The following is a 20,289-nucleotide window of genomic DNA, read 5'->3' on the forward strand; positions in this document are numbered from 1 at the left end:
AGATGTGTATAAGAGACAGGAACTACCCTTGCCGGCGTTGACCAGGTCTTCCTTCGTCACGCGGCCATCGCGGCCGGTGCCGGCGACCTTGGACGGGTCGATGTTTTCTTCCACGGCGACGCGGCGGCCGGCGGGGGAGAGTTCATCGACGCCCTTGGGTGCGGCCGGTGCGTCGGCCTTGGTGGCCTTCGGCGCTTCGGCGGCGGCGGGCGCGGCGGCCGGGGCGGGCGCGGCAGCGGCGGCGCCTTCCTCGATCACGGCGATCACCTGGCTGCTGGTGACCGTGGCGCCTTCCTCGAACTTGATTTCCTTCAACACGCCGTCGACCGGCGCCGGGACTTCGAGGACGACCTTGTCGGTCTCGAGGTCGAGCAGGTTCTCGTCGCGCTTGACCGCGTCACCGGCTTTCTTGTGCCAGGTGGCGATGAGCGCGTCGGAGACCGACTCGGGCAGGACCGGGACTTTGACTTCGATGGACATGCTTGTCTTACTCCGCTGCGTGATCGGTGCCGACCGGCGCGACCAGCGCCTGTTCGACGAGCGCCGCCTGTTCGGCGACATGGGTGTTGAGGTGACCCGCGGCCGGTGCCGGCGAACGAGCGCGTCCCGCGTAGGACAGGCTGTGCTTCGGCCCCACGCTGGCCTGCAGGTGGTGACGGATCTGGAACCAGGCGCCCTGGTTCATCGGTTCTTCCTGGCACCACACCACTTCCTTGGCGGAAGGGTACTTTTCCAGTTCGGCCGACACTTCCGGACGCGGGAACGGGTAGAGCTGCTCGACGCGGACGATGGCGACGTCGGTGAGCTGGCGCTTCTCGGCGTCCTCGAGCAGGTCGTAATAGACCTTGCCCGAGCAGAGCACCACGCGCTTGACCTTCTTCGGCTGCAGGTCGCGGTGCTCGCCGATCACCAGCTGGAACTTGCCGTTGGCCAGTTCGTCGAGCGAGGACACGGCCAGCTTGTGGCGCAGCAGCGACTTCGGCGTCATCACGATCAGCGGCTTGCGCACGGGGCGCACCTGCTGGCGGCGGATCATGTGGAAGGCCTGCGCCGGCGTGGTGGGCACGCAGACCTGCATGTTGTCCAGCGCGCACAGTTGCAGGAAGCGCTCCAGGCGGGCGGAGGAATGCTCCGGGCCCTGGCCTTCATAGCCGTGCGGGAGAAACAGCGCGAGGCCGCAGAGGCGGTCCCACTTGGCCTCGCCTGAGCTGATGAACTGGTCGATCACGACCTGGGCGCCGTTGGCGAAATCGCCGAACTGGCCTTCCCAGATGGTGAGCTGGTCCGGCGAGGTGGTGGCTTCGCCGTACTCGAAGGCCATCACGGCTTCTTCGGAAAGCAGCGAGTCGATGACTTCGACACGGGCGTCCGCACGCACCCTGGACAGCGGCATGTAGGTGTCGTCGCTCTTCTGGTCGTGCAGCACCGCATGGCGATGGAAGAACGTGCCGCGACCGGCGTCCTGGCCGACCACGCGAAGATCGTTGCCCTCGGCGATCAGCGTGCCGTAGGCGAGGTTCTCCGCGAAGCCCCAGTCGCCCGGAAGCTCGCCGGCGGCCATCTTGCGACGGTCTTCGTAGATCTTGGCGACACGCGGGTGAAGCGTGACATCCGACGGAACGTCGAGGATGACGTCGAGTACCTTGCCCAGCTGGTCGCGAGACACGCCCGTGTTCACTTCCATCGACAGCTTGTTCTTCTGGAAGCGGGTCCAGTCGACCGGAATGTCGCGGGTGGGGTTGGGATCGATCGCGATCAGCGGCTCGCCCTTTTCGAGGCGGGCGCGGTAATCGTCGAGCATCTTCTGGCCGTCGTCGGCGCCGATGACCGATTCCTTCACCAGCTGCTGCGCGTACAGGTCGCGCGTGGTGGGGCGCTTGCGGATGACCTGGTACATGAGCGGCTGCGTCGCGGCCGGCTCGTCGGCCTCGTTATGGCCGTGGCGGCGATAGCAGACGAGGTCGATGACCACGTCCTTCTTGAACTGCTTGCGGAACTCGTAGGCCAGGCGGGTGACCTGGATCACGGCTTCCGGGTCGTCGCCGTTCACGTGGAACACCGGCGCGTTGACCATCTTGGCCAGGTCGGTGCAGTACAGCGTGGAACGGGCGTCCTCGCGCTTGGACGTGGTGAAGCCGACCTGGTTGTTGACCACCATGTGCAGCGTGCCGCCGATGGCGAAGCCACGGGCCTGCGACATCTGCATGAGTTCCATGTTGACGCCCTGGCCCGCGAAGGCGGCGTCGCCATGGATCAGCACGGCGATCGACTTGTCGCGGGCGGTGTCGCGGCGTCGCGACTGGCGCGCGTGCACGGAACCGGCGACCACGGGGTTGACGATTTCCAGGTGCGACGGGTTGAAGGCGAGCGCGACGTGCACGCCGCCGTTCGGCGTCTTGACGTCGGCGGAGAAGCCCATGTGGTACTTCACGTCGCCGGAATGGATCGGGCTGTCGTCGTGCTCGAACTTGCCTTCGAACTCGTTGAAGAGCTGCGAGGGCGCCTTGCCGAGGATGTTCACCAGCACGTTGAGGCGGCCGCGATGGGCCATGCCGATGACGAGTTCCTTCACGCCGTTGTCGCCGGCCGCGCGGACCACGTCGTCGACCATCGGGATGAGGCTGTCGCCGCCTTCGAGCGAGAAGCGCTTCTGGCCGACGTACTTGGTGTGCAGGTAGCGTTCCAGGCCCTCGGCGGCGGTGAGCGCCTCCAGCACGCGGACCTTGGCGGCCTTCTGCAGCCCCGCGGACCCCGCGGCCTTTTCCAGCCGCGAATAGATCCAGGCGCGCTGGTCGTAATCGGAGATGTACATGAACTCGGCACCGATGGTGCCGGTGTAGATGTGCTTCAGCTTCGCGAGCAGGTCACGCAGCTTCATGCGCTGGCCGCCGCCGGCGAAGGTGCCCGCGTCGAATTCGGTGTCGAGGTCGGCGTCGGACAGGCCGTGGAAGGCGAGGCCGAGGTCGGGCGTGTCGATATCCGGAACGGTCAGGCCGAGCGGATCGAGCTGGGCGGCGATGTGACCGCGCGAGCGGTAGGCCGTGAGCAGGCGGAGTACCCCGGCCTGTTTCTGGGCGTAGGCGTTGTCGGCGGAGCCGGCAGCGGGCGCGGCGGCCGCGGTGCGGCGCTGCTTCTGCGCCGCCTCGATGCGGGCGATGGCGCCGGAATGGGCGATATCACCGGCCTCGCGGCCCTTGAAGGATTTGAAATACCCGTCCCATTCGGCCGGGACGGAGCCGGGATCGGCTAGCCAGGCTTCGTAGACTTGCTCTACGTAATCGGCGTTTCCGCCGGCGAGTTGGGAGGATTCGGAAAACTCGCGGATCAGGTTTGCGCTCACGTCACCACCGGCACACACGAAAAGGACGGGCTGCCGCGCGGCATGTGGGGAGCGCCTGCGGCATAAGAATCCGTTAATTATAGCCCCGGGCTGCTGCGCTGCGCCAACCCATTCATGCGCTTGCGGCGAAGGTCAGATCCCGAGTGGTCTTATCTGCCAGGCCGGCTCGGCCCGCTCCCAGACTTCGTCGAAATACGCCGTAAGACGAGAGGTCTCACCCGGTTCGTCGAGGGCGCCCCTCGCCTCGAAGCGCCCGGCCACGGGCCTGAACAGAAAGCCACCGGCGTGATCGGTGGTGAAGGCCGATCCGTAGCGCAGATGGGCCTCCTCGGTGGGCACGCGGACAGCGATCGCCGTGGGAAGGCGCTGGGCGAGGGCGAGCAGACGGTGACCATCGCGATGCCCACGCTCGGCGTCGTGGGTGAGGATGCGGATCTGCGCCTGCCGGCCGCTGGTGGCTACCCGGCGCAGTTCGACGTGCACGGGGTCGCTGTCGAGCACCCCGGGTTCCAGCAGGGGCAGGTAGATCGAGATCCGGTGGCGTGCGCCGGCCAGCAGGCGCAGGTGGGCGGCTTCGAGACCGGCACGGTCTTCCGCCGCCAGGATCGGGTCCACCCCGCCGTTCACCGGCGCCGGCCCTTGCGCACGCCGAGCAGGCCCTCGTTGACCAGGGCGAGCAGCACCTGTTTTTCCATCGCCGAAGGAAGGCGGTCGAAGGCGACTTCGCGCTCGGCGGCCAGGCGTTCGGCCAGCGCCGCCGGGCATTCATAGGCGTTACCGCTGACGAAGAGGGTGGCGTCCTTCTTCCCCTTGACCCAGGCGATCCGGGCATAGGGGTGGCGGACCAGGGTCGCGCCCCCGTCGAGGGCCTTGTCGAAGGCGGCTTCGGTGGTGGCCTTCGGCGGCGCGGCGGCGACCTGGGCGTTGCGATAGCGGGTGATGAAACGGCCGAACCAGTCGGCCAGCAGGTCGCGGTCGAGTGCCGCCGCGAAGGGCAGGGCCTGGCGCAGGCGGTTCAATGCGGCGGTGTCGATCTCGCCGGCGCGCTTCGCCGGGACGAGGTCGGGGTCGGCATAGCGCAGTTCCTCCGGCATCCGTTCGGCGAGGAAGTCGGCGAGGTCGCCGGTCAACTCGGCCTGCGAGGGCGCGCGCATGCCGATCGAGATCGTCATGCAGTTACCGATGGCCACGCCGTCGTGGGGCACGCCGGGCGGCAGGTAAAGCATGTCTCCCGGGCCGAGCAGCCATTCGTGGGTCGGCTCGAACACTTGCAGCTGCTTGAGTTCCACGTCGTTGCGGAAGTCGAGCGGTGCGTCCGGATCGTCGCTGATCGCCCAGTGGCGCTCGCCGATGCCTTGCAGCAGGAAGACGTCGTATTGGTCGACATGGGCGCCGACGCCGCCGCCATCCTCGGCATAGGAAATCATGATGTCGTCGAGGCGCCAGCTCGGCAGGAAGGCGAAGTGATCGAGCAGGGCGGCCACGTCGGCATCCCATTTGTCGACGTCCTGGACCAGCAGGGTCCAGTCGCGCTTGGGCGTCTTGCCGAATTCGGCTTCCTCGAACGGCCCGTTCTTCACCGTCCAGCGATCGCGCTTCTCGTCGTGGACGATGAGGCGGGCGAGCACGCCTTCCTCGCAGGCGAGGCCGGCGAGGTCGTCGGGTTCGATCGGCGCCTGGAAATCCGGAAAGGCGTTGCGGATGAGCAGCGGGCGCTTCTGCCAGTAATCGCGCAGGAACTGCGTGGCGCTCATGCCGAGCGGCTGGCTGGCGCTACCGCGCACTTCGATAGGGCGGGGCTGGCGGGGGGGGGTCTGGATGGCCATGCGCGGCATTGTAATGGCTGCAACCCGACCCCGGTGGCATCCCCTGATGGCCATGCCCTGGTGGGAGCCGAACCTGCCGGCGATGCTGTTGCCTGGTGAATCAAATAGCCCGGGCGAGCTTGTCGGCCAGGCCGATGTACGACGCGGGCGTCAATTCGGCGAGTGCTTTCTTGGCGTCGGTCGGGAGGTCGAGGCCATCGATGAAGGCGCGCATCGAATCCTTCGTGATGCCCTGGCCGCGCGTCAGCGCCTTGAGTTGCTCGTAGGGTTCCGGCAGGCCGAAGCGGCGCATCACCGTCTGCACGGCTTCGGCGAGCACTTCCCAGCTGGCGTCGAGGTCGGCGGCGATGCGTTCGGCGTTGACGTTGAGCTTGCCCAGTCCCTTCATCAGCGATTCCAGCGCGACCAGCGAATGGCCGAAGGCGGTGCCCAGGGCGCGCAGCACGGTGGAGTCGGTGAGGTCGCGCTGCCAGCGGCTGATCGGCAGCTTTTCCGCGAAGTGGCCGAGCAGGGCGTTGGCCAGGCCGAAGTTGCCTTCGGCGTTCTCGAAATCGATCGGGTTGACCTTGTGCGGCATGGTCGAGGAACCGACTTCGCCCGCTTTCAGCGCCTGGCGGAAATAGCCCAGCGAAATGTAGCCCCAGACGTCGCGGGCGAGGTCGATGAGGATGATGTTGATCCGGCGCAGCACGTCGGCGAACTCGGCGATGCCGTCGTGCGGTTCGATCTGCGTGGTGTACGGATTGAAGACCAGGCCCAGGCCGTCGACGAAACCGGCCGCGAGCGCGGGCCAGTCCACGCAGGGATACGAGATGACGTGCGCGTTGTAGTTGCCGACCGCACCGTTGATCTTGCCCGGGATCTCGATGGCGACGAGCTGGCGGCGCTGGCGCTCCAGGCGGGCGACCACGTTGGCGATCTCCTTGCCCATGGTGCTGGGCGAGGCGGTCTGGCCGTGCGTACGCGACAGCAGCGACAGGCCCGCGTGCTGGTGGGCGAGGGCGCGAAGCGTCGCGATGACCTGGTCCAGCGCGGGGAGCAGCACCGATTCGCGCGCATCGCGCAACATCAGCGAGTAGGCGAGGTTGTTGATGTCCTCGCTGGTGCAGGCGAAGTGGACGAACTCCTTGGCCTGGGCGAGGGCGGGATCGTTGCCGATCTTTTCCTTGATGAAGTATTCGACCGCCTTGACGTCGTGGTTCGTGGTGGCTTCGATCGTCTTGATCCGTTCGCCGTCTTCCACCGAGAAGTCGTCGGCGATGGCCAGCAGGCGCGTGACCGCCCCGGCGGGAAAGGCAGGCAGTTCGACGATGCCGGGGTGCGCGGCGAGGGCCAGCAGCCAGTGGATTTCCACGTGCACCCGGCGATGCATCAGGCCGAACTCGCTGAAGATCGGGCGCAGCGAACCCACTTTCGCGGCATAGCGGCCGTCCAGGGGCGAGAGGGCGGTCAGCGTGGCGTGGGACATGGTCGTTCCTGGAGGCGTGGCGGGTGCAGCCGGCGATTATAGCGCCCCATGGCCGACAGGGTCGGCTCCCACCAAGCCGGCTGGGTAGCAAGGCGGCGGGGGCACGCCCCCATCCTACAAAACGACTCGATGCGGCCTTACTGTATGCAAGTCCCCCACCGGAGTTCCCGCATGAGCAAGTTCCGCACAGAACGCGACAGCATGGGCGAGTTGAAGGTACCGGCCAAGGCGCTCTATGGCGCGCAGACCCAGCGCGCGGTGGATAACTTTCCCGTGTCCGGGCTGACCATGCCGCGCGAATTCATCCGGGCGCTCGGCCTCATCAAGTCGGCCGCGGCCGAAGCCAACGTCAAGCTCGGCCACCTGGACAAGGCCTCGGCCAAGGCCATCCGCGCCGCGGCCGGAAAGGTCGCCGCCGGCGAGGTCGACGAACACTTCCCCATCGATGTCTTCCAGACCGGCTCGGGCACCAGTTCCAACATGAACGCCAACGAGGTGATCGCCCACCTCGCCGAGGCCGCCGGCAGCAAGGTGCATCCGAACGATCATGTGAACGCCGGGCAGAGCTCCAACGACGTGATTCCCACCGCCATCCTGGTGAGCGCCACGCTGGCCACGAGCGAGAAGTTGCTGCCGGCCCTCAAGCACCTGCGCAAGACGATCGACGCCCGCGCCAGGGAATTGAAGAAGGTCGTCAAGACGGGACGCACCCACCTGATGGACGCGATGCCGATCACCTTCGGCCAGGAACTGTCCGGCTGGTCGGCGCAGATGGGCGACGCGGCCGAACGCATCACGGACACGCTCAAGCGCACCCGGCGCTTGCCGCAAGGCGGCAGCGCCGTGGGTACGGGTATCAATGCCGACCCGAAGTTCGGCCCCACGGTCGCGGCCGAACTGTCGAAGTTGACGGGAGTCAGGTTCGAATCGGCGGATAACTATTTCGCGGGAATGGCCGCGCAGGACGCTCCGGTGGAACTCTCCGGCCAGCTCCGCGCGCTGGCGGTCGGCGTGATGAAGATCGCCAACGACCTGCGCTGGATGAATTCAGGTCCGCTGGCGGGCCTGGGTGAGATCGAGCTGCCGGCGTTGCAACCGGGGTCGTCGATCATGCCGGGCAAGGTCAACCCCGTGATTCCCGAGGCGGCCGCCATGGTCGCCGCCCAGGTGATCGGCAACGACGCGACGATCGCGGTGGCGGGGCAGTCGGGCAATTTCCAGCTCAACGTGATGCTCCCCGTGATCGCGTACAACCTGTTGCAGTCGATCGAGATCCTCGCCAACGTCGTCACGCTGCTCGCGGACAAGGCGATCGCCGGCTTCAAGGTCAACGAAGAACATATCCGCGAGGCGTTGGACAAGAACCCGATCCTCGTCACCGCCCTCAATCCGGTGATCGGCTACGAGAAGGGCGCGGCCACCGCGAAGCAGGCATACAAGGAGAAGCGCCCCATCATGGACGTGGCGCTGGAAACCACGGGCTTGTCCAAGGCCGAACTGGCGAAGCTGCTCGACCCTGCCGCGTTGACCAAGGGCGGTATCCACGGCGGTGGCGGCGGCGGCGGCTGAGCACGGGCCACCTAGGCGGCGAATCCTTGCAGGCCCTGCTCGATTCGCCGCAGCTTGTCGGGATTCCGCTGCACGTGGATGCTGAGGATCTTCTCGCCGTCCGTCACAAAGGTCTGCGCGGATTCCAACTGGCCTTCGATATAGCGCAGGAAGGCCCATTCGCCGTTGATGCGCGTCAGCCGTACTTCCACGGCGGCGCCGTAACGCAGATGCGAGGCATAGAAGAGCTGCGCGATGCGCTGGCCGCCGAGCATGGGCTTGGGGAAGCTGGTGACCTTGCCGCCACCGTCGCCGCTGAGGTCGGCATCCACGGCGAGCATGGAGCGGATGGCCGGGAAGTCGCCGTTCGCCAACGCCTCCGCGAAGCGCCGCATGAGCGCGAGGTGCGCCTCGCGCGGTGCCGCGTGGCGGGGGCGCTCGTCGCGCAGCTGGTCCTTCGCGCGGTGCACGAGCTGGCGGCACGCCGCTTCGCTCTTGCCGATGGTGCCCGCGATCTCGGCGTAATCGATATCGAAGACTTCGCGCAGCAGGAAGGCGGCGCGGGCTTCGGGGGATAGCCGTTCCAGTAGCAGCAGGAAGGCGACGGACACGTCGCCCGCCAGTTCCTGCACGTCCTCGGGCGAGGCGCCATGGTCGGTGAGGACGGGCTCGGGCAGCCAGATGCCGACGTATTCCTCGCGCCGGACCTTCGCCGCCCTGAGCCGGTCGATCGCGCGACGCGTGGTGGCGGCGACCAGCCACGCCTCCGCGTTCTCGATAGCCGCGTGCTCGGCGGCGTTCCAGCTGAGCCAGATGTCCTGGACCACGTCCTCGGACTCGGCCACCGAACCGAGCATGCGGTAAGCGATCCCGTGCAGGCGAGGCCGCAAGGCGGAGAAGGTGGCCGTGGCGTCGTTCATACCCATGGAGACGATCTTGCCAGTTCCCCTGTGACAGGTCCTTGCAGAATCGTCTCACACGGCGGTTTTTCGTCTCAGTGGACGATGGTCAGCACCGGATTCTTCTTGTCCTTCAACAGGAACACGACGAACCTGGCCGGCGCGGTCTTGCTGGCGTTGCGGCCGATCGTGTGCACATCGTCCGGGCCCTCATAGAAGGTATCGCCCGCCTTGAGCGTCTGCTCGGGCTGTCCGCGCACGCCCATCACGATGCTTCCCTCCAGCACATAGACGACCGCATGGGCATCGTGGCGATGAACGGGGTCGACGGCGCCGGGCGGGTAATCGACGTTGATCAGGGTGATCTCCTTGCCAGGGTAGTCCTTCAGCGCCTTGCTCATGAGATCGGTGACGGTGGCCTGGGGTGCCCCGGCATCCTGGGCGAGTGCGAGGCCGGGCGAAAGGGCGAGCAGGAAGGCAAGTGTCTTGAAAATACGCATGGCGGGTTCCTCAGGCGGCGGTGGCGACGGGTTCGGAAAGGCCGGCCTTGTCGAGGCCCCAGGCCTTGTCCATCGTGCCGGGGACATTGCGGAAGGCCACGTTCATGCGGTTCCACGCATTGATGACCGCGACGACGAAGGTCAGGTCGGAGATTTCCTTTTCGGAAAGCTGGCCACGGACCCGCTCGTAGACGTCGTCCGCGACACCCTGCGCGGGAATCTGGGTGAGTGCTTCCGTCCAGGCCAGGCTGGCGCGTTCGCGCGGCGAGAACAGGTTCGATTCGCGCCAGACGGCGATGTGGTGCAGGCGCAGGGCGCGCTCGCCGTGGATGACCGCCTGCTTGACGTGCATGTCGACGCAGAACGCGCAGCCATTGATCTGCGAAGCGCGAATGTGGACCAGGTGGCGGATCGATTCTTCGATCGCGCACTTGGCCTCCGCCATGCTGAGTTCCATGAGCTTCCTGGTCAGCTCGGGCGATTGCTGCTGGTAATCGAGACGCTGGGTCATGGTGCTTCCTCATTCGGGAGTGATTACCGGCCGTAGCCTAGGTCCGCGTAACAGGCGGCCGGTAGGTCCGTGCGCGGGATCATCGTGTTGCGTGGCGTGCACCAATCGCGTGTCACAAACCGCCGGATGCCCACGTCTATGAAACATGGACCCGATCACTCGCACGTATGAATGGCTGCGCAGGCAGCTGTCGACACGACATACAGTCGATGCCGTGTGGGCGGGATTCCTGGATGCGCTCGACGAGCTGCCGGCAGAGGCCCGGGTCGCCTTCCTGATGAGTGACATCTTCGATGCGAGCATCGACGAGGTGGCCATGCTGCTGCGCAAGGACGCGGTGGCATGCCATGCCCTGGTCGAGTTGGCTCGCGCACACATACAAGCGGCCGGTCCACGCCGCGCCGTGGAATGAGGAACCTGCCCATGAGCCACTATCCATCGTCGCCGGTGGAGACCGTCGATACCCTCGCCACCTCGTTCTCCGCCAGCTATGCCGGTGTGATCGCTTTTATCGCCGTGGTGTCCGAGGGCAGTTTCGCCAGGGCCGCCGATCGCCTCGGCATCGGCCGCTCCGCCGTGAGCCGCAGCGTGCAGAAGCTCGAACAGCAAGTGGGCGCGCGGCTGTTTTCCCGAACCACTCGCAGCACCGCGCTCACCCGGGAAGGCGAGATCTTCTTCGAGAACTGCCATCCCGGCGTGGAACGCATCGCCCAGGCGCTGGACGACATGCGCGAACTTCGCGATGGGCCTCCGCGGGGACGCTTGCGTATCGGCGCGCCCGTCGGTTTTGGCCGCAACGTGGTGGCTCCGCTGTTGAAGCGCTTCCGGGACACGTTCCCCGAGATCGCGGTCGACCTGGCCCTGGACGATCATCCCCTCGACTTCACCGCCGACCGCGTGGACGTGTCGTTCCGCAACGGGCGGCTGGAGGACAGCCAGGTCATCGCCCGGCAGGTCGTCCCCATGCAGATGTTCGTGTGCGCCACGCCGGACTACCTGCGTGCCCGCGGCGCCATCGAACGGATCGAGGATCTGGCCTCGCATCGGGCCATCCATCTACGGTTGGCCTCGGGCCGTATCGGCGAATGGGAATTCAAGGTCGACGGCAGGCCATACAAGACCCTGCCGCCCGCCATGGACGCCTTCAACGATCCCGACCTGGTGTTGCAGGCGGTGCTGGACGGGAGGGGGATCGCCCAGCTCGCGGGGTACCAGGTATGCGCGCACCTCCGGGCCGGGCGCCTCGTCGCTTGCCTGCCGCAATACGCGCCCGACGACCGCGGCCACTACATCTGTTACCAGAGCCGGCAGCAGTTGCCTTCGCGCATCCGCGTGTTCATCGACTTCATGGTTCCCGCCATTCGCGCGCTGGACCTGGAGTGCGGCAGCACCCTGCCGATTGGTGCATCGACGGCAACATCGTGATCCCGCGCGCGGTCCTACCGGTACCCATGCCCGCCTCCTACGATCCAGTCACGTCAAAGCAAGATAGGTATCCCATCATGAAATTCCTGGTCATCGGCGGCTCCGGCCTCATCGGAAGCAAGGTCGTGCAGCGCCTGCGCGCAAAGGGCCACGAGGCGATCGCCGCATCGCCCTCGTCAGGCGTGAATACGCTCACCGGCGAAGGGCTGGACGAGGCCATGGCCGGCGTCGACACGGTCATCGACCTGGCCAATTCCCCCTCGTTCGAAGACAAGGCGGTACTGGATTTCTTCCAGACCTCCGGTCGCAACCTCGTCGCGGCGGAGCGGCGCGCGGGCATCGCCCACCATGTGGCCTTGTCGATCGTCGGCACCGACCGCGTCGCGGCCGCCGGCAGCGGCTACATGCGCGCAAAGGTCGCGCAGGAGACGATCGTCCGCGAATCGGGCGTGCCGTACACCATCATCCATTCCACGCAGTTCTTCGAGTTCCTGGCCGGCATCGCGAAGTCGGCCGCCGGCGGGGACACCATCACCTTGTCGACGGGCTATATCCAGCCCATCGCCTCGGACGACGTGGCCGATGCCGTGGCGAGGACCTCGCTGGGCAAGCCCGTCAACGGCGTGATCGAGATCGCCGGACCCGACAAGCTGCGCATGTCCGACCTGGTCGGCCGGTTCCTGTCGATCATCAACGATCCGCACCACGTGGTCGGCGACGCCAATGCGCCGTATTTCGGTGCCGTGCTCGCCGACGACAGCTTGTTGCCGGGGCCGGACGCGATGCTGGGCAAGATCGATTTCCATGCCTGGCTGAAGTCGTCCCAGTACGCCAGCTTCGCTTCCGCGGCCTGAATCGACGGATCCATCGTGAAACCGACGCCACCGCCGGTCTCGTTCCTCGACCGGTACGACAGAGACGATTTCGCTCCGTTGTACACGGGTACCGTCACGGTGACCGGCGGCGAAGCGGCGCATGGCCGCGCCTCGGGTGCCGCCCGCTCCAGCGACGGCAATCTCGACGTATCGCTGCGCCTGCCCCCGGAGATGGGCGGTCCCGGGGGAGGAAGCAATCCGGAACAGCTGTTCGCGGCGGGTTTCGCCGCCTGCTTCCATGGGGCGCTCTGCCTGCTGGCGATGCGCGAGCGCATCGCCGTTCCCGCCGACGCGGCGGTGACCGCCGCCGTGACCTTCGGCCGCGACCCGGCCGACGGCTTGTTCACGCTCGCCGCCCACGTGCGTATCGCTTTGCCCGGCGTGGCCCGTCACATCGCCGAGGCCCTGGTCCGCAACACCGAGCGCTTGTGTCCTTACGCGAAGATGGCGCGGCAGGGCATCGAGTGCGTCGTGCAACTGGCGGATTGATCGCGTAGAAACATTGCCTGTCACGCCAGGTATCTGATCCTGCGTCACATTTCCTTTGGCCCAGCCGGGTGGCCTACTACTCCGGCGTGGCCCATGAGGCTATGATCCGATCCGCGAGTGACCTCGAGGGGAGGATCGCCGCGAGGGCCGGGGTGACATCCTGGGCCGGGGAACGGGAAAGCATGGGGAAGGTCATCGAGTTTCTCGCGCGCGTCGGGAGTGACGCGTCGTTGCGGCACGCTTCGACGGACGCCGTCGATGCCGCCTTGCGGGATGCCGGTGTCGACGACGGTGATCTTCGTGATGCGTTCGGTGCGAAGGATGGCGATGCCGTTCGGTTGCTGCTCGGCCAGCGCGTGTATTTTTCCACGCAGATGCCGATAGGCCCCGAGCACGAGGAACAGGAGGATCCGCTCGATGGCGAGGATGAGGATGGAGACGGCGAGCCGGACGACACGGTCGCTTACATGCCGCCCACGGGCACGCACCGCTGAGGCCGTGAAGCGGAGCGCGTGGCGGCATGCGCTCGCGACACTGGCGGCTTGCCTGCTGGTGTTCGTCGCCGCGGTGCCTGCGGCAACGGTCGGAAATCCGTCGTCGCCCGAGGCGATCCTGGCGCGCGCGGACACGATCAAATCTACCGATTTCGCCGCCTTCGGCCACCTGATCGACGATCTCGCGCGATTCGAAGCGAAACTCGCGCCTGCCGAGCGGTGGAAACTGCGTTTCCTTCAAGGCTGGCGCGCCACGTGGGTGGGCGATTACGACGCCGGCAGGAAGGCCCTGGAGGACGTGGCGGACAACGCCAACGACAACGTCTTGCGGTTGCGCGCGACCGCGACACTGATCAACCTGCTCGGCATCGGCCACCGTTATCAGGACGCCTTCATACGGTTGAATCAATTGCAGGAACTGATGCCGTCGATTCGCGACCGGAAGGCACGTTTCCAGGCCCTGGGCGAGGCGTCGCAGTTGCTCAGTTCCGCCGGCCAGTTCGAGCAGGCCGAGGCATACGCCAAGGAAATGATGGAAAACCCGCCGCCTGGCGAGACCATCTGCAAGGGAGCCCAGCACCTGCTGCGCGCACGACGGGAGGCCAGCCGGCTCGAGATACTGGACCCGATGTACCTGCGTGCGGTCGAAACCTGCGACGCGGCGGGCGACGACGTGTTCGCCGAGAGCATGCGCTCGGACATCGCGGCGTTCCATCTCGCCCAGGGGCGTCCCGCCGAGGCGGTGAAGATACTCGCGGATACGCGCGACCGGGCGCGCGGGCTGAATTATCCGGCGTTGCTGGCGGAATACGATGCGACCCTCGCGCAGGCGTACCTCAAGCTGGGCGACCTGGCCAACGCGCGCCGCTTCGGCCTGTCCGCCGTGGCCGGTTCGATCCGTGACGAATTCACCGATCCGCGCCGGATGGGTTACGGCGTGCTTTACCAGGTGGAGCAGCAACTGGGCAACGCGGCGGCGGCCCTGGCGTACCACGAGAAATTCATGGCCGCCGACAAGGGCTATCTGGACGACGTGGGCGCACGCAGCCTGGCCTTCCAGATCGTCGACCAGCAGTTGCTCGCGCGCAAGGCGGAAGTCGAAGCACTGAACAAGCAGAACGAGATCCTTCGCCTTACCGGGGCGCTCGACCGCAAGGAAGTCGAGACGGGCCGTCTGTACATCTTCGTCCTGCTTGCTGGGCTGGGTGCGATCGCCTGGCTGGTGCTCTGGTTGCGCCGTTCCCAGTTGCGTTTCATGAAACTGGCGCGCCGCGACGGCCTCACCGGCATCTGCAATCGCGAGCACTTCGTCGAACAGGCGGAGCGGGTTCTGGCCTATGGCGCGCGCTCGGATCGCGGCGCGTGTCTCATCCTTTTCGATCTCGATCACTTCAAGAGCGTCAACGATACCTACGGTCATGCCGTCGGTGACGAGGTGCTGAAGCGCGCGGTGGATGTCTGCCGCCGCGCCTTGCATGCCTGCGATGTATTCGGCCGCCTGGGCGGCGAGGAGTTCGCGGTGCTGCTGCCCGATTGCAGTCCCGCGCAGGCGCGCGCACGCGCGGAGCAGCTGCGGCTGTCGATCGCGGCGACCTCGGCCACCCAGATCCGTCCGAACCTGGTGGTGACGGCGAGCTTCGGTATCGGCGGCACGATGCAGTGCGGCTTCGAGTTGCATCGCCTGCTGGTGGTGGCCGATGCGGCGCTTTACCGGGCGAAGCGGGCAGGCCGGAACTGCGTCTTCATGGGGGACACCGGTGACATTCCCGACTCGCCGTACCTGAGCGAGGCACGCGGCTAGGCAGTCCACCCGCCCAGGCAGCTCACCCGGTGGAACAAATCACCCGGTAGAAGAAGCCTACCCGCTGGAAGAAACCCATCTGGTGGAAGAAACCTACCTGGTAGAAGAAACCCGCCTGGTAGGAGAAACCTGGTGGGAGCCGACCTTGTCGGCGATCCCGCGGCAGCGGGCCAGGTCGCGGCAAGCACCCATCGCCGACAAAGTCGGCTCCCACAGGTCGGCTCCCACGGCCAGATTCCGGTTCCTGTCACCTGGCGGCAAGCTAAAAAAAAGGCCGCTTTCGCGGCCTTTCTTTCTAAACCCGTCGCAGCAATATCAGCGCTGACGAGCCTTGAAACGGGGGTTGCTCTTGCAGATCACGAACACTTTGCCGCGACGGCGAACGACTTTGCAGTCACGGTGACGCGACTTCGCGGACTTCAAAGAGGAAAGCACCTTCACGGCCAGCTCCTGAAACTTTACGGACAAGGAAAAACGGGATTGTAACGATCCGGCCGGCGTTACGCAAGCGCCGGGAAGCATTCGTCTTTCAGCCGAGCCCTAGCTTCGCCCGCGCCTCGCGGACGGTGCGCAGGAAACTCTCCAGCACAGGGGACGTATTGTCCGCGCGCGAGGCCACCGCGAGCAACAGATAGGCCTCCGGATCGTCCACCGGGACGAAGCTGACGCCATCCATGTGGACGGCCCGCAGCGAGGCCGGAACGAGGGCCACGCCCAGTCCCGCGGCCACGAGCGGGAGCAACGAAGGAATCTGCTGCGCTTCCTGGCGGACGTTGGGGCGGAAGCCGGCCTTGTTGGCGAGCAGGGTCAGCCGGTCGGTCAAGGTCGTGGCCTGGGCACGTGGCGGGGCGACGAATCGCTCTCCCGCCAGGGCTTCCATGCGCAGGCTGGCCTGCTTCGACAGGCGATGACGGGCGGGAAGGGCGATCACCAGCGGTTCGTGGTCGATCACCTCGACGTTCAGCTGGCGGGCGTTCGCTACGCCCTCGGGGTGCGCCCGTAGCAGTCCCACGTCGATCTGGCCGGAAAGGAGGGCGTCGTATTGGGCGCCGGTGAGCATCTCGCCGAGGTGCAGGCTCACTCCCGCCGCCGCGTGCGAAAAGCGCAGCAAGGTTTCCGGCAAGGCGGGATGGAAGGACACGGAAACCGCATAGGCCAGCCTGAGTTGGCCGGTGAAGCCGGCCGCGGCTTCCGCCACGACCGTCCGGGCGCTCTCCGCGCGGGAAAGGATCGCCTTGGCCTCGACCAGGAAGATCCGGCCAGGCTCGGTAAGGGCGACGCGGCGCCGGTTTCGGTCGAGCAAGCGCACGCCCAGGTCGGCTTCAAGTGACTGGATCTGCTGGGAAAGTGGCGGCTGGGAAATGTGCAGGCGCTGGGCGGCCTGGGTGAAGCTGAGGGTCTCGGCCACCTCGACGAAGTAACGCAGTTGGCGCAGGTCGAACATAGTCGTTTTTCGAATAAGTGGACACTGAAAGATATATTGGCCGGAATTTCCTAGGAAATCTATGATTCGTCTCGGCCTACCACCAACCCCTCCCCCTGGGTCGGTAGGTCCCTCGCCTCGCAGCGACGCTAACTACCGGCATCTGGCCTACCTCCCCCCCGAGGCCCATGCTGAGGCGTCTTCTGCGGGGCGACTTTCTTTGTGGCGTTCGGAAGTGTTGTGGGTGTTTGGGAGTAGGGGCGCCTATCGCCGACGAGGTCGGCTCCCACCAGAACCGGGCCAGTCCCCACCAATACCAAGCCGGTCCTCACCAGTACGGGCCAATTCCACTAGTACAGACCAGCTCCCACTAGTCGGGCCGGTTCCCACCAGCCTGGTGTTGCCCGGTGGGAGCCGACCCTGCCGGCGATGCTCTTGCTTCCTGTGGGAGCCGACTTGTCGGCGATGCCCTCAGAGCTTCGAAACAAACCCACACCCCGTGCCGGCCCTGATCGTCGCCTCGTCCACGCCGGGGGCCATCTCGATCAGTTCCAGCCCGCCAGGCGTCACGTCGAACACCGCCAGGTCGGTGATGATCCGGTCGACCACGCCCTTGCCGGTCAACGGCAGGGTGCATTCGGTGAGGATCTTCGGCGAACCGTCTTTCGCGGTGTGTTCCATCACCACCACGACGCGCTTCACCCCGGCGACGAGATCCATCGCCCCGCCCATGCCCTTGACCATCTTGCCGGGCACCATCCAGTTGGCGATGTCGCCCTCGCAGGTCACCTGCATCGCGCCCAGGATGGAGATATCCACGTGGCCGCCGCGAATCATCGCGAATGAATCCGCGCTGGAGAAGAACGATGCGCCGGCGCGGGCGGTCACCGTCTGCTTGCCGGCGTTGATCAGATCGGCGTCCACTTCGTCCTCGGTGGGGAAGGGGCCGATGCCGAGCAGGCCATTTTCCGATTGCAGCCAGACGTCGACACCGTCTGGCAGATGGTTGGCCACCAGCGTGGGCAGGCCGATGCCGAGGTTCACGTAGTCGCCGTCGGAGAGTTCCAGCGCGGCGCGCTGCGCCATCTGTTCACGGGTCCAGGCCATGGTCTTCTCCTTCAGGCGCGCACGGTGCGCTGTTCGATGCGCTTGGACGGCGCGGGATTGTGCACGATGCGGTCGACGTAGATGCCCGGGGTGTGGATCTGGTCCGGGTCGAGTTCGCCCACCTCCACCATGATCTCCACTTCGGCGATGCAGACCTTGCCGGCGGTGGCGACCATGGGATTGAAGTTGCGCGCGGTCTTGCGATAGACGAGGTTGCCCGAAGGGTCCGCCTTCCACGCCTTGACCAGTGCCACGTCGGCGACGATGGATCGCTCCATCACGTACATGTTGCCGTCGAATTCGCGCACTTCCTTGCCTTCGGCCACCTGGGTGCCGTAGCCGGTGCGGGTGAAGAACGCGGGGATGCCCGCGCCACCGGCGCGCAGCTTCTCGGCGAGCGTGCCCTGCGGAGTGAACTCCACCTCGAGTTCGCCGGCCAGGAACTGCCGCTCGAATTCCTTGTTCTCGCCGACGTAGGAGGAAACCATCTTGCGGATCTGGCGGGTCTGCAACAGCAGGCCCAGGCCCACGCCGTCGATGCCGGCGTTATTGGAGACCGCGGTGAGGCCGGTGACGCCGGAATCGCGCAGCGCCTCGATCAGGAGTTCGGGAATACCGCAGAGGCCGAAACCGCCCACGGCGACGGTCTGTCCGTCGGCGACCAGACCGGCCAGTGCCTCGCGAGCGGAGGCGACACGTTTGTCGCGCGAGTGCGACTTCACCTGGTTCATGCGTCATCGATTCCATCCGGACGGTCCCGCCGCCGGTTCGCCGCCCATGATAGCCGAGCACCGCCCCGCCCCGTGGTTGCCCTTTGGTCCAATCCCCCTTGCCGCCGGGTCGTCCTTCGTAACCCACACCCGATTCTTGCAAGCATCGGCACCATGAACGGGGATTTGATCGGAAGTCCTCCATCCTTATGTTCCTCGAAGCCCCCGAGCCCGGAGAATCCAACGTGAGCAAGCAGAAGATCGGTGTCGTCGGCATGGCCGTGATGGGCCGCAACCTCGCCTGGAACATCGAGAGCCGAGGTCATGCGGTATCCATCTTCAACCGGAGCAAGGAAAAGACCGACGAGGTCATGGCCCAGAGCCAGGGAAAGAAGCTGGTGCCCAGCTACAGCCTGGAGGATTTCGTCGACTCGCTCGAGAAACCGCGCCGCATCCTGCTCATGGTGCAGGCGGGCAAGGGCACCGACGCCGTGATCGAGCAATTGCGCCCCTTGTTGGACAAGGGCGACATCCTGATCGACGGCGGCAACACGTACTACAAGGACACCGTGCGTCGTGGCGAGGAATTGGCCAAGGATGGCTTGCATTTCATCGGCACCGGCGTCTCGGGTGGTGAGGAGGGCGCCCTGAAGGGGCCGTCGATCATGCCCGGCGGTCCGCGCGACGCCTACGACCTGGTCGCCCCCATCCTCACCGAGATCGCGGCCAAGGCACCCGACGGTGAGCCTTGCGTCGTCTACATCGGCCCGGGTGGCGCGGGTCATTACGTGAAAATGGTGCACAACGGCATCGAGTACGGCGACATGCAACTCATCGCGGAAAGCTATGCGGTGCTGAAGCATGTCGTGGGCCTCTCGAACGAGGAACTGGCCGACGTCTACCGTGAATGGAACGAGGGCGAACTGGACAGCTTCCTCATCGAGATCACCTCGAAGATCTTCCGCAAGAAGGACGACAAGAGCGGCAAGATGCTGGTGGACGTGATCCTCGACCGCGCCGCGCAGAAAGGCACCGGCAAGTGGACGAGCCAGAGCGCGCTCGACCTCGGCGTACCGCTCACCCTGATCACCGAGTCGGTGTTCGCCCGCGTCCTGTCGTCCATGAAGGAGGAGCGGGTCGAAGCCAGCAAGCGGCTGGCCGGCCCGAAAACGGAGGCGTTCCACGGCGACCGCAAGGCCTTCGTCGAATCGGTGCGGCGCGCCCTGTACATGAGCAAGATCATCTCCTACGCCCAGGGCTTCGCCCAACTGCGTGCGGCCTCGGACGAGAACCAGTGGAATCTCGACTACGGCGCGATCGCGAAGATCTTCCGTGCCGGCTGCATCATCCGCGCCCGTTTCCTGCAGAAGATCACCGACGCCTACCGGACCGATGGCGCGCTGAAGAACCTCCTGCTCGATCCGTACTTCCGCGACATCGCCCAGGAGTACCAGGCGGCCTTGCGCGAGGTCGTGGGCGAGGCGGTACGCGTGGGTGTGCCGGTGCCCGGCTTCTCCGCGGCCATCGCCTACTACGACAGTTATCGGGCGGAGACGTTGCCAGCGAACCTGATCCAGGCGCAGCGTGACTACTTCGGGGCGCATACCTTCGAACGCCTGGACGAGAAGGGCAGCTTCCACGCCGAATGGGTGGAATGACGGACTGAACGGCCTTCCGCCCGCCGTGCGCCGGGCGGAAGGCCCTCGGCGGACGTCGTAGGCGTGGACTTGCGACGCAGGTCAGCCGCCGGGTGCTGGCGCTGTAGGAACCCTCCCTTTAGAGTTGCCGGATCGGCAGCACACCAGGCGTCGGTGTATCGTGCCGTGTCCAACGAGGGAGTACGTTGTTTCATGTCTGTCTCTTATACACATCT

The 20,289-nt window shown here is 66.0% G+C and carries 20 protein-coding genes; 8 read left to right on the top strand and 12 right to left on the bottom strand.

Annotation, left to right across the window (positions count from 1 at the left end):
- The 5 genes from ACR9ZJ_RS13860 to purB form a co-directional block, all read right to left on the bottom strand.
- A partial coding sequence (locus ACR9ZJ_RS13860; RefSeq protein ID WP_481288073.1) for a biotin/lipoyl-containing protein occupies window positions 1–480 on the bottom strand: 480 nt, incomplete at its 3' end.
- 7 nt (window positions 481–487) lie between these two features.
- Window positions 488–3,340: a 2-oxoglutarate dehydrogenase E1 component gene (locus ACR9ZJ_RS13865; RefSeq protein WP_481280630.1), complete on the bottom strand. Its 2,853-nt coding sequence runs from the start codon at window positions 3,338–3,340 to the stop codon at window positions 488–490.
- Between the two features lie 132 nt (window positions 3,341–3,472).
- Complete coding sequence (locus tag ACR9ZJ_RS13870) at window positions 3,473–3,955, bottom strand: DUF7931 domain-containing protein (RefSeq protein ID WP_481288074.1); 483 nt, start codon at window positions 3,953–3,955, stop codon at window positions 3,473–3,475.
- An 8-nt stretch (window positions 3,956–3,963) separates the two neighbouring features.
- Window positions 3,964–5,166, bottom strand: a complete 1,203-nt coding sequence (locus ACR9ZJ_RS13875) for a JmjC domain-containing protein (protein WP_481288075.1) — start codon at window positions 5,164–5,166, stop codon at window positions 3,964–3,966.
- Between the two features lie 100 nt (window positions 5,167–5,266).
- Window positions 5,267–6,634, bottom strand: coding sequence for an adenylosuccinate lyase (gene purB / locus ACR9ZJ_RS13880; RefSeq protein WP_481288076.1), 1,368 nt, complete (start codon window positions 6,632–6,634; stop codon window positions 5,267–5,269).
- A 171-nt stretch (window positions 6,635–6,805) separates the two neighbouring features.
- Here purB and ACR9ZJ_RS13885 point away from each other — a divergent pair, with 171 nt between their 5' ends.
- Window positions 6,806–8,203, top strand: coding sequence for a class II fumarate hydratase (locus tag ACR9ZJ_RS13885; protein WP_481288077.1), 1,398 nt, complete (start codon window positions 6,806–6,808; stop codon window positions 8,201–8,203).
- 11 nt (window positions 8,204–8,214) lie between these two features.
- On the opposite strand, the gene ACR9ZJ_RS13890 is transcribed toward ACR9ZJ_RS13885, so the two are convergent.
- From ACR9ZJ_RS13890 to ACR9ZJ_RS13900, 3 genes are all read right to left on the bottom strand, one after another.
- Window positions 8,215–9,108, bottom strand: coding sequence for an RNA polymerase sigma-70 factor (locus tag ACR9ZJ_RS13890; RefSeq protein ID WP_481280625.1), 894 nt, complete (start codon window positions 9,106–9,108; stop codon window positions 8,215–8,217).
- 68 nt (window positions 9,109–9,176) lie between these two features.
- Window positions 9,177–9,581, bottom strand: coding sequence for a cupin domain-containing protein (locus ACR9ZJ_RS13895; protein ID WP_481280624.1), 405 nt, complete (start codon window positions 9,579–9,581; stop codon window positions 9,177–9,179).
- A gap of 10 nt (window positions 9,582–9,591) precedes the next feature.
- Entirely contained in the window at window positions 9,592–10,092 is a 501-nt protein-coding gene (locus tag ACR9ZJ_RS13900) for a carboxymuconolactone decarboxylase family protein (RefSeq protein ID WP_481288078.1), read from the bottom strand.
- Window positions 10,093–10,237: 145 nt separating this feature from the next.
- Here ACR9ZJ_RS13900 and ACR9ZJ_RS13905 point away from each other — a divergent pair, with 145 nt between their 5' ends.
- From ACR9ZJ_RS13905 to ACR9ZJ_RS13930, 6 genes are all read left to right on the top strand, one after another.
- Window positions 10,238–10,504: a sigma factor-like helix-turn-helix DNA-binding protein gene (locus ACR9ZJ_RS13905; protein WP_481280622.1), complete on the top strand. Its 267-nt coding sequence runs from the start codon at window positions 10,238–10,240 to the stop codon at window positions 10,502–10,504.
- Between the two features lie 11 nt (window positions 10,505–10,515).
- Window positions 10,516–11,517 carry a LysR family transcriptional regulator gene (locus ACR9ZJ_RS13910; RefSeq protein ID WP_481280621.1) on the top strand — a complete coding sequence of 334 codons (1,002 nt, stop codon included), beginning with the start codon at window positions 10,516–10,518 and terminating at the stop codon, window positions 11,515–11,517.
- A gap of 77 nt (window positions 11,518–11,594) precedes the next feature.
- Window positions 11,595–12,371 carry an SDR family oxidoreductase gene (locus ACR9ZJ_RS13915; protein ID WP_481288079.1) on the top strand — a complete coding sequence of 259 codons (777 nt, stop codon included), beginning with the start codon at window positions 11,595–11,597 and terminating at the stop codon, window positions 12,369–12,371.
- Between the two features lie 15 nt (window positions 12,372–12,386).
- A complete protein-coding gene (locus ACR9ZJ_RS13920; RefSeq protein ID WP_481288080.1) occupies window positions 12,387–12,881 on the top strand; it encodes an Ohr family peroxiredoxin in 495 nt (164 codons plus the stop codon).
- Between the two features lie 182 nt (window positions 12,882–13,063).
- Complete coding sequence (locus ACR9ZJ_RS13925) at window positions 13,064–13,375, top strand: hypothetical protein (protein ID WP_481288081.1); 312 nt, start codon at window positions 13,064–13,066, stop codon at window positions 13,373–13,375.
- Window positions 13,376–13,379: 4 nt separating this feature from the next.
- The gene (locus ACR9ZJ_RS13930) at window positions 13,380–15,176 is read left to right on the top strand and encodes a tetratricopeptide repeat-containing diguanylate cyclase (RefSeq protein WP_481288082.1); all 1,797 of its coding nucleotides are present in this window, start codon (window positions 13,380–13,382) and stop codon (window positions 15,174–15,176) included.
- Window positions 15,177–15,491: 315 nt separating this feature from the next.
- On the opposite strand, the gene ykgO is transcribed toward ACR9ZJ_RS13930, so the two are convergent.
- The 4 genes from ykgO to ACR9ZJ_RS13950 form a co-directional block, all read right to left on the bottom strand.
- A complete protein-coding gene (gene ykgO / locus ACR9ZJ_RS13935) occupies window positions 15,492–15,617 on the bottom strand; it encodes a type B 50S ribosomal protein L36 (RefSeq protein ID WP_029213509.1) in 126 nt (41 codons plus the stop codon).
- Window positions 15,618–15,705: 88 nt separating this feature from the next.
- On the bottom strand, window positions 15,706–16,620 hold the full coding sequence (locus ACR9ZJ_RS13940; protein WP_481288083.1) for a LysR substrate-binding domain-containing protein: 915 nt from the start codon (window positions 16,618–16,620) through the stop codon (window positions 15,706–15,708).
- Between the two features lie 450 nt (window positions 16,621–17,070).
- Window positions 17,071–17,706, bottom strand: coding sequence for a 3-oxoacid CoA-transferase subunit B (locus ACR9ZJ_RS13945; protein WP_481288084.1), 636 nt, complete (start codon window positions 17,704–17,706; stop codon window positions 17,071–17,073).
- Window positions 17,707–17,717: 11 nt separating this feature from the next.
- A complete protein-coding gene (locus ACR9ZJ_RS13950) occupies window positions 17,718–18,437 on the bottom strand; it encodes a CoA transferase subunit A (RefSeq protein WP_481280614.1) in 720 nt (239 codons plus the stop codon).
- Between the two features lie 224 nt (window positions 18,438–18,661).
- On the opposite strand from ACR9ZJ_RS13950, the gene gndA reads away from it, so the two are divergent.
- Window positions 18,662–20,074: an NADP-dependent phosphogluconate dehydrogenase gene (gndA, locus tag ACR9ZJ_RS13955; protein WP_481288085.1), complete on the top strand. Its 1,413-nt coding sequence runs from the start codon at window positions 18,662–18,664 to the stop codon at window positions 20,072–20,074.
- The last annotated feature ends 215 nt before the right edge of the window (window positions 20,075–20,289 follow it).

Source organism: Luteibacter sp. KNZ12-1A (genome assembly GCF_056755675.1).

Coding starts and splice junctions, on each gene's coding strand:
- ACR9ZJ_RS13875 (WP_481288075.1), bottom strand. CDS start 5,166: ATGGCCATCCAGACCCCCCCCCGCCAGCCCCGCCCTATCGAAGTGCGC.
- purB (WP_481288076.1), bottom strand. CDS start 6,634: ATGTCCCACGCCACGCTGACCGCCCTCTCGCCCCTGGACGGCCGCTAT.
- ACR9ZJ_RS13885 (WP_481288077.1), top strand. CDS start 6,806: ATGAGCAAGTTCCGCACAGAACGCGACAGCATGGGCGAGTTGAAGGTA.
- ACR9ZJ_RS13890 (WP_481280625.1), bottom strand. CDS start 9,108: ATGGGTATGAACGACGCCACGGCCACCTTCTCCGCCTTGCGGCCTCGC.
- ACR9ZJ_RS13895 (WP_481280624.1), bottom strand. CDS start 9,581: ATGCGTATTTTCAAGACACTTGCCTTCCTGCTCGCCCTTTCGCCCGGC.
- ACR9ZJ_RS13900 (WP_481288078.1), bottom strand. CDS start 10,092: ATGACCCAGCGTCTCGATTACCAGCAGCAATCGCCCGAGCTGACCAGG.
- ACR9ZJ_RS13905 (WP_481280622.1), top strand. CDS start 10,238: ATGGACCCGATCACTCGCACGTATGAATGGCTGCGCAGGCAGCTGTCG.
- ACR9ZJ_RS13910 (WP_481280621.1), top strand. CDS start 10,516: ATGAGCCACTATCCATCGTCGCCGGTGGAGACCGTCGATACCCTCGCC.
- ACR9ZJ_RS13915 (WP_481288079.1), top strand. CDS start 11,595: ATGAAATTCCTGGTCATCGGCGGCTCCGGCCTCATCGGAAGCAAGGTC.
- ACR9ZJ_RS13925 (WP_481288081.1), top strand. CDS start 13,064: ATGGGGAAGGTCATCGAGTTTCTCGCGCGCGTCGGGAGTGACGCGTCG.
- ACR9ZJ_RS13940 (WP_481288083.1), bottom strand. CDS start 16,620: ATGTTCGACCTGCGCCAACTGCGTTACTTCGTCGAGGTGGCCGAGACC.
- ACR9ZJ_RS13945 (WP_481288084.1), bottom strand. CDS start 17,706: ATGGCCTGGACCCGTGAACAGATGGCGCAGCGCGCCGCGCTGGAACTC.
- ACR9ZJ_RS13950 (WP_481280614.1), bottom strand. CDS start 18,437: ATGAACCAGGTGAAGTCGCACTCGCGCGACAAACGTGTCGCCTCCGCT.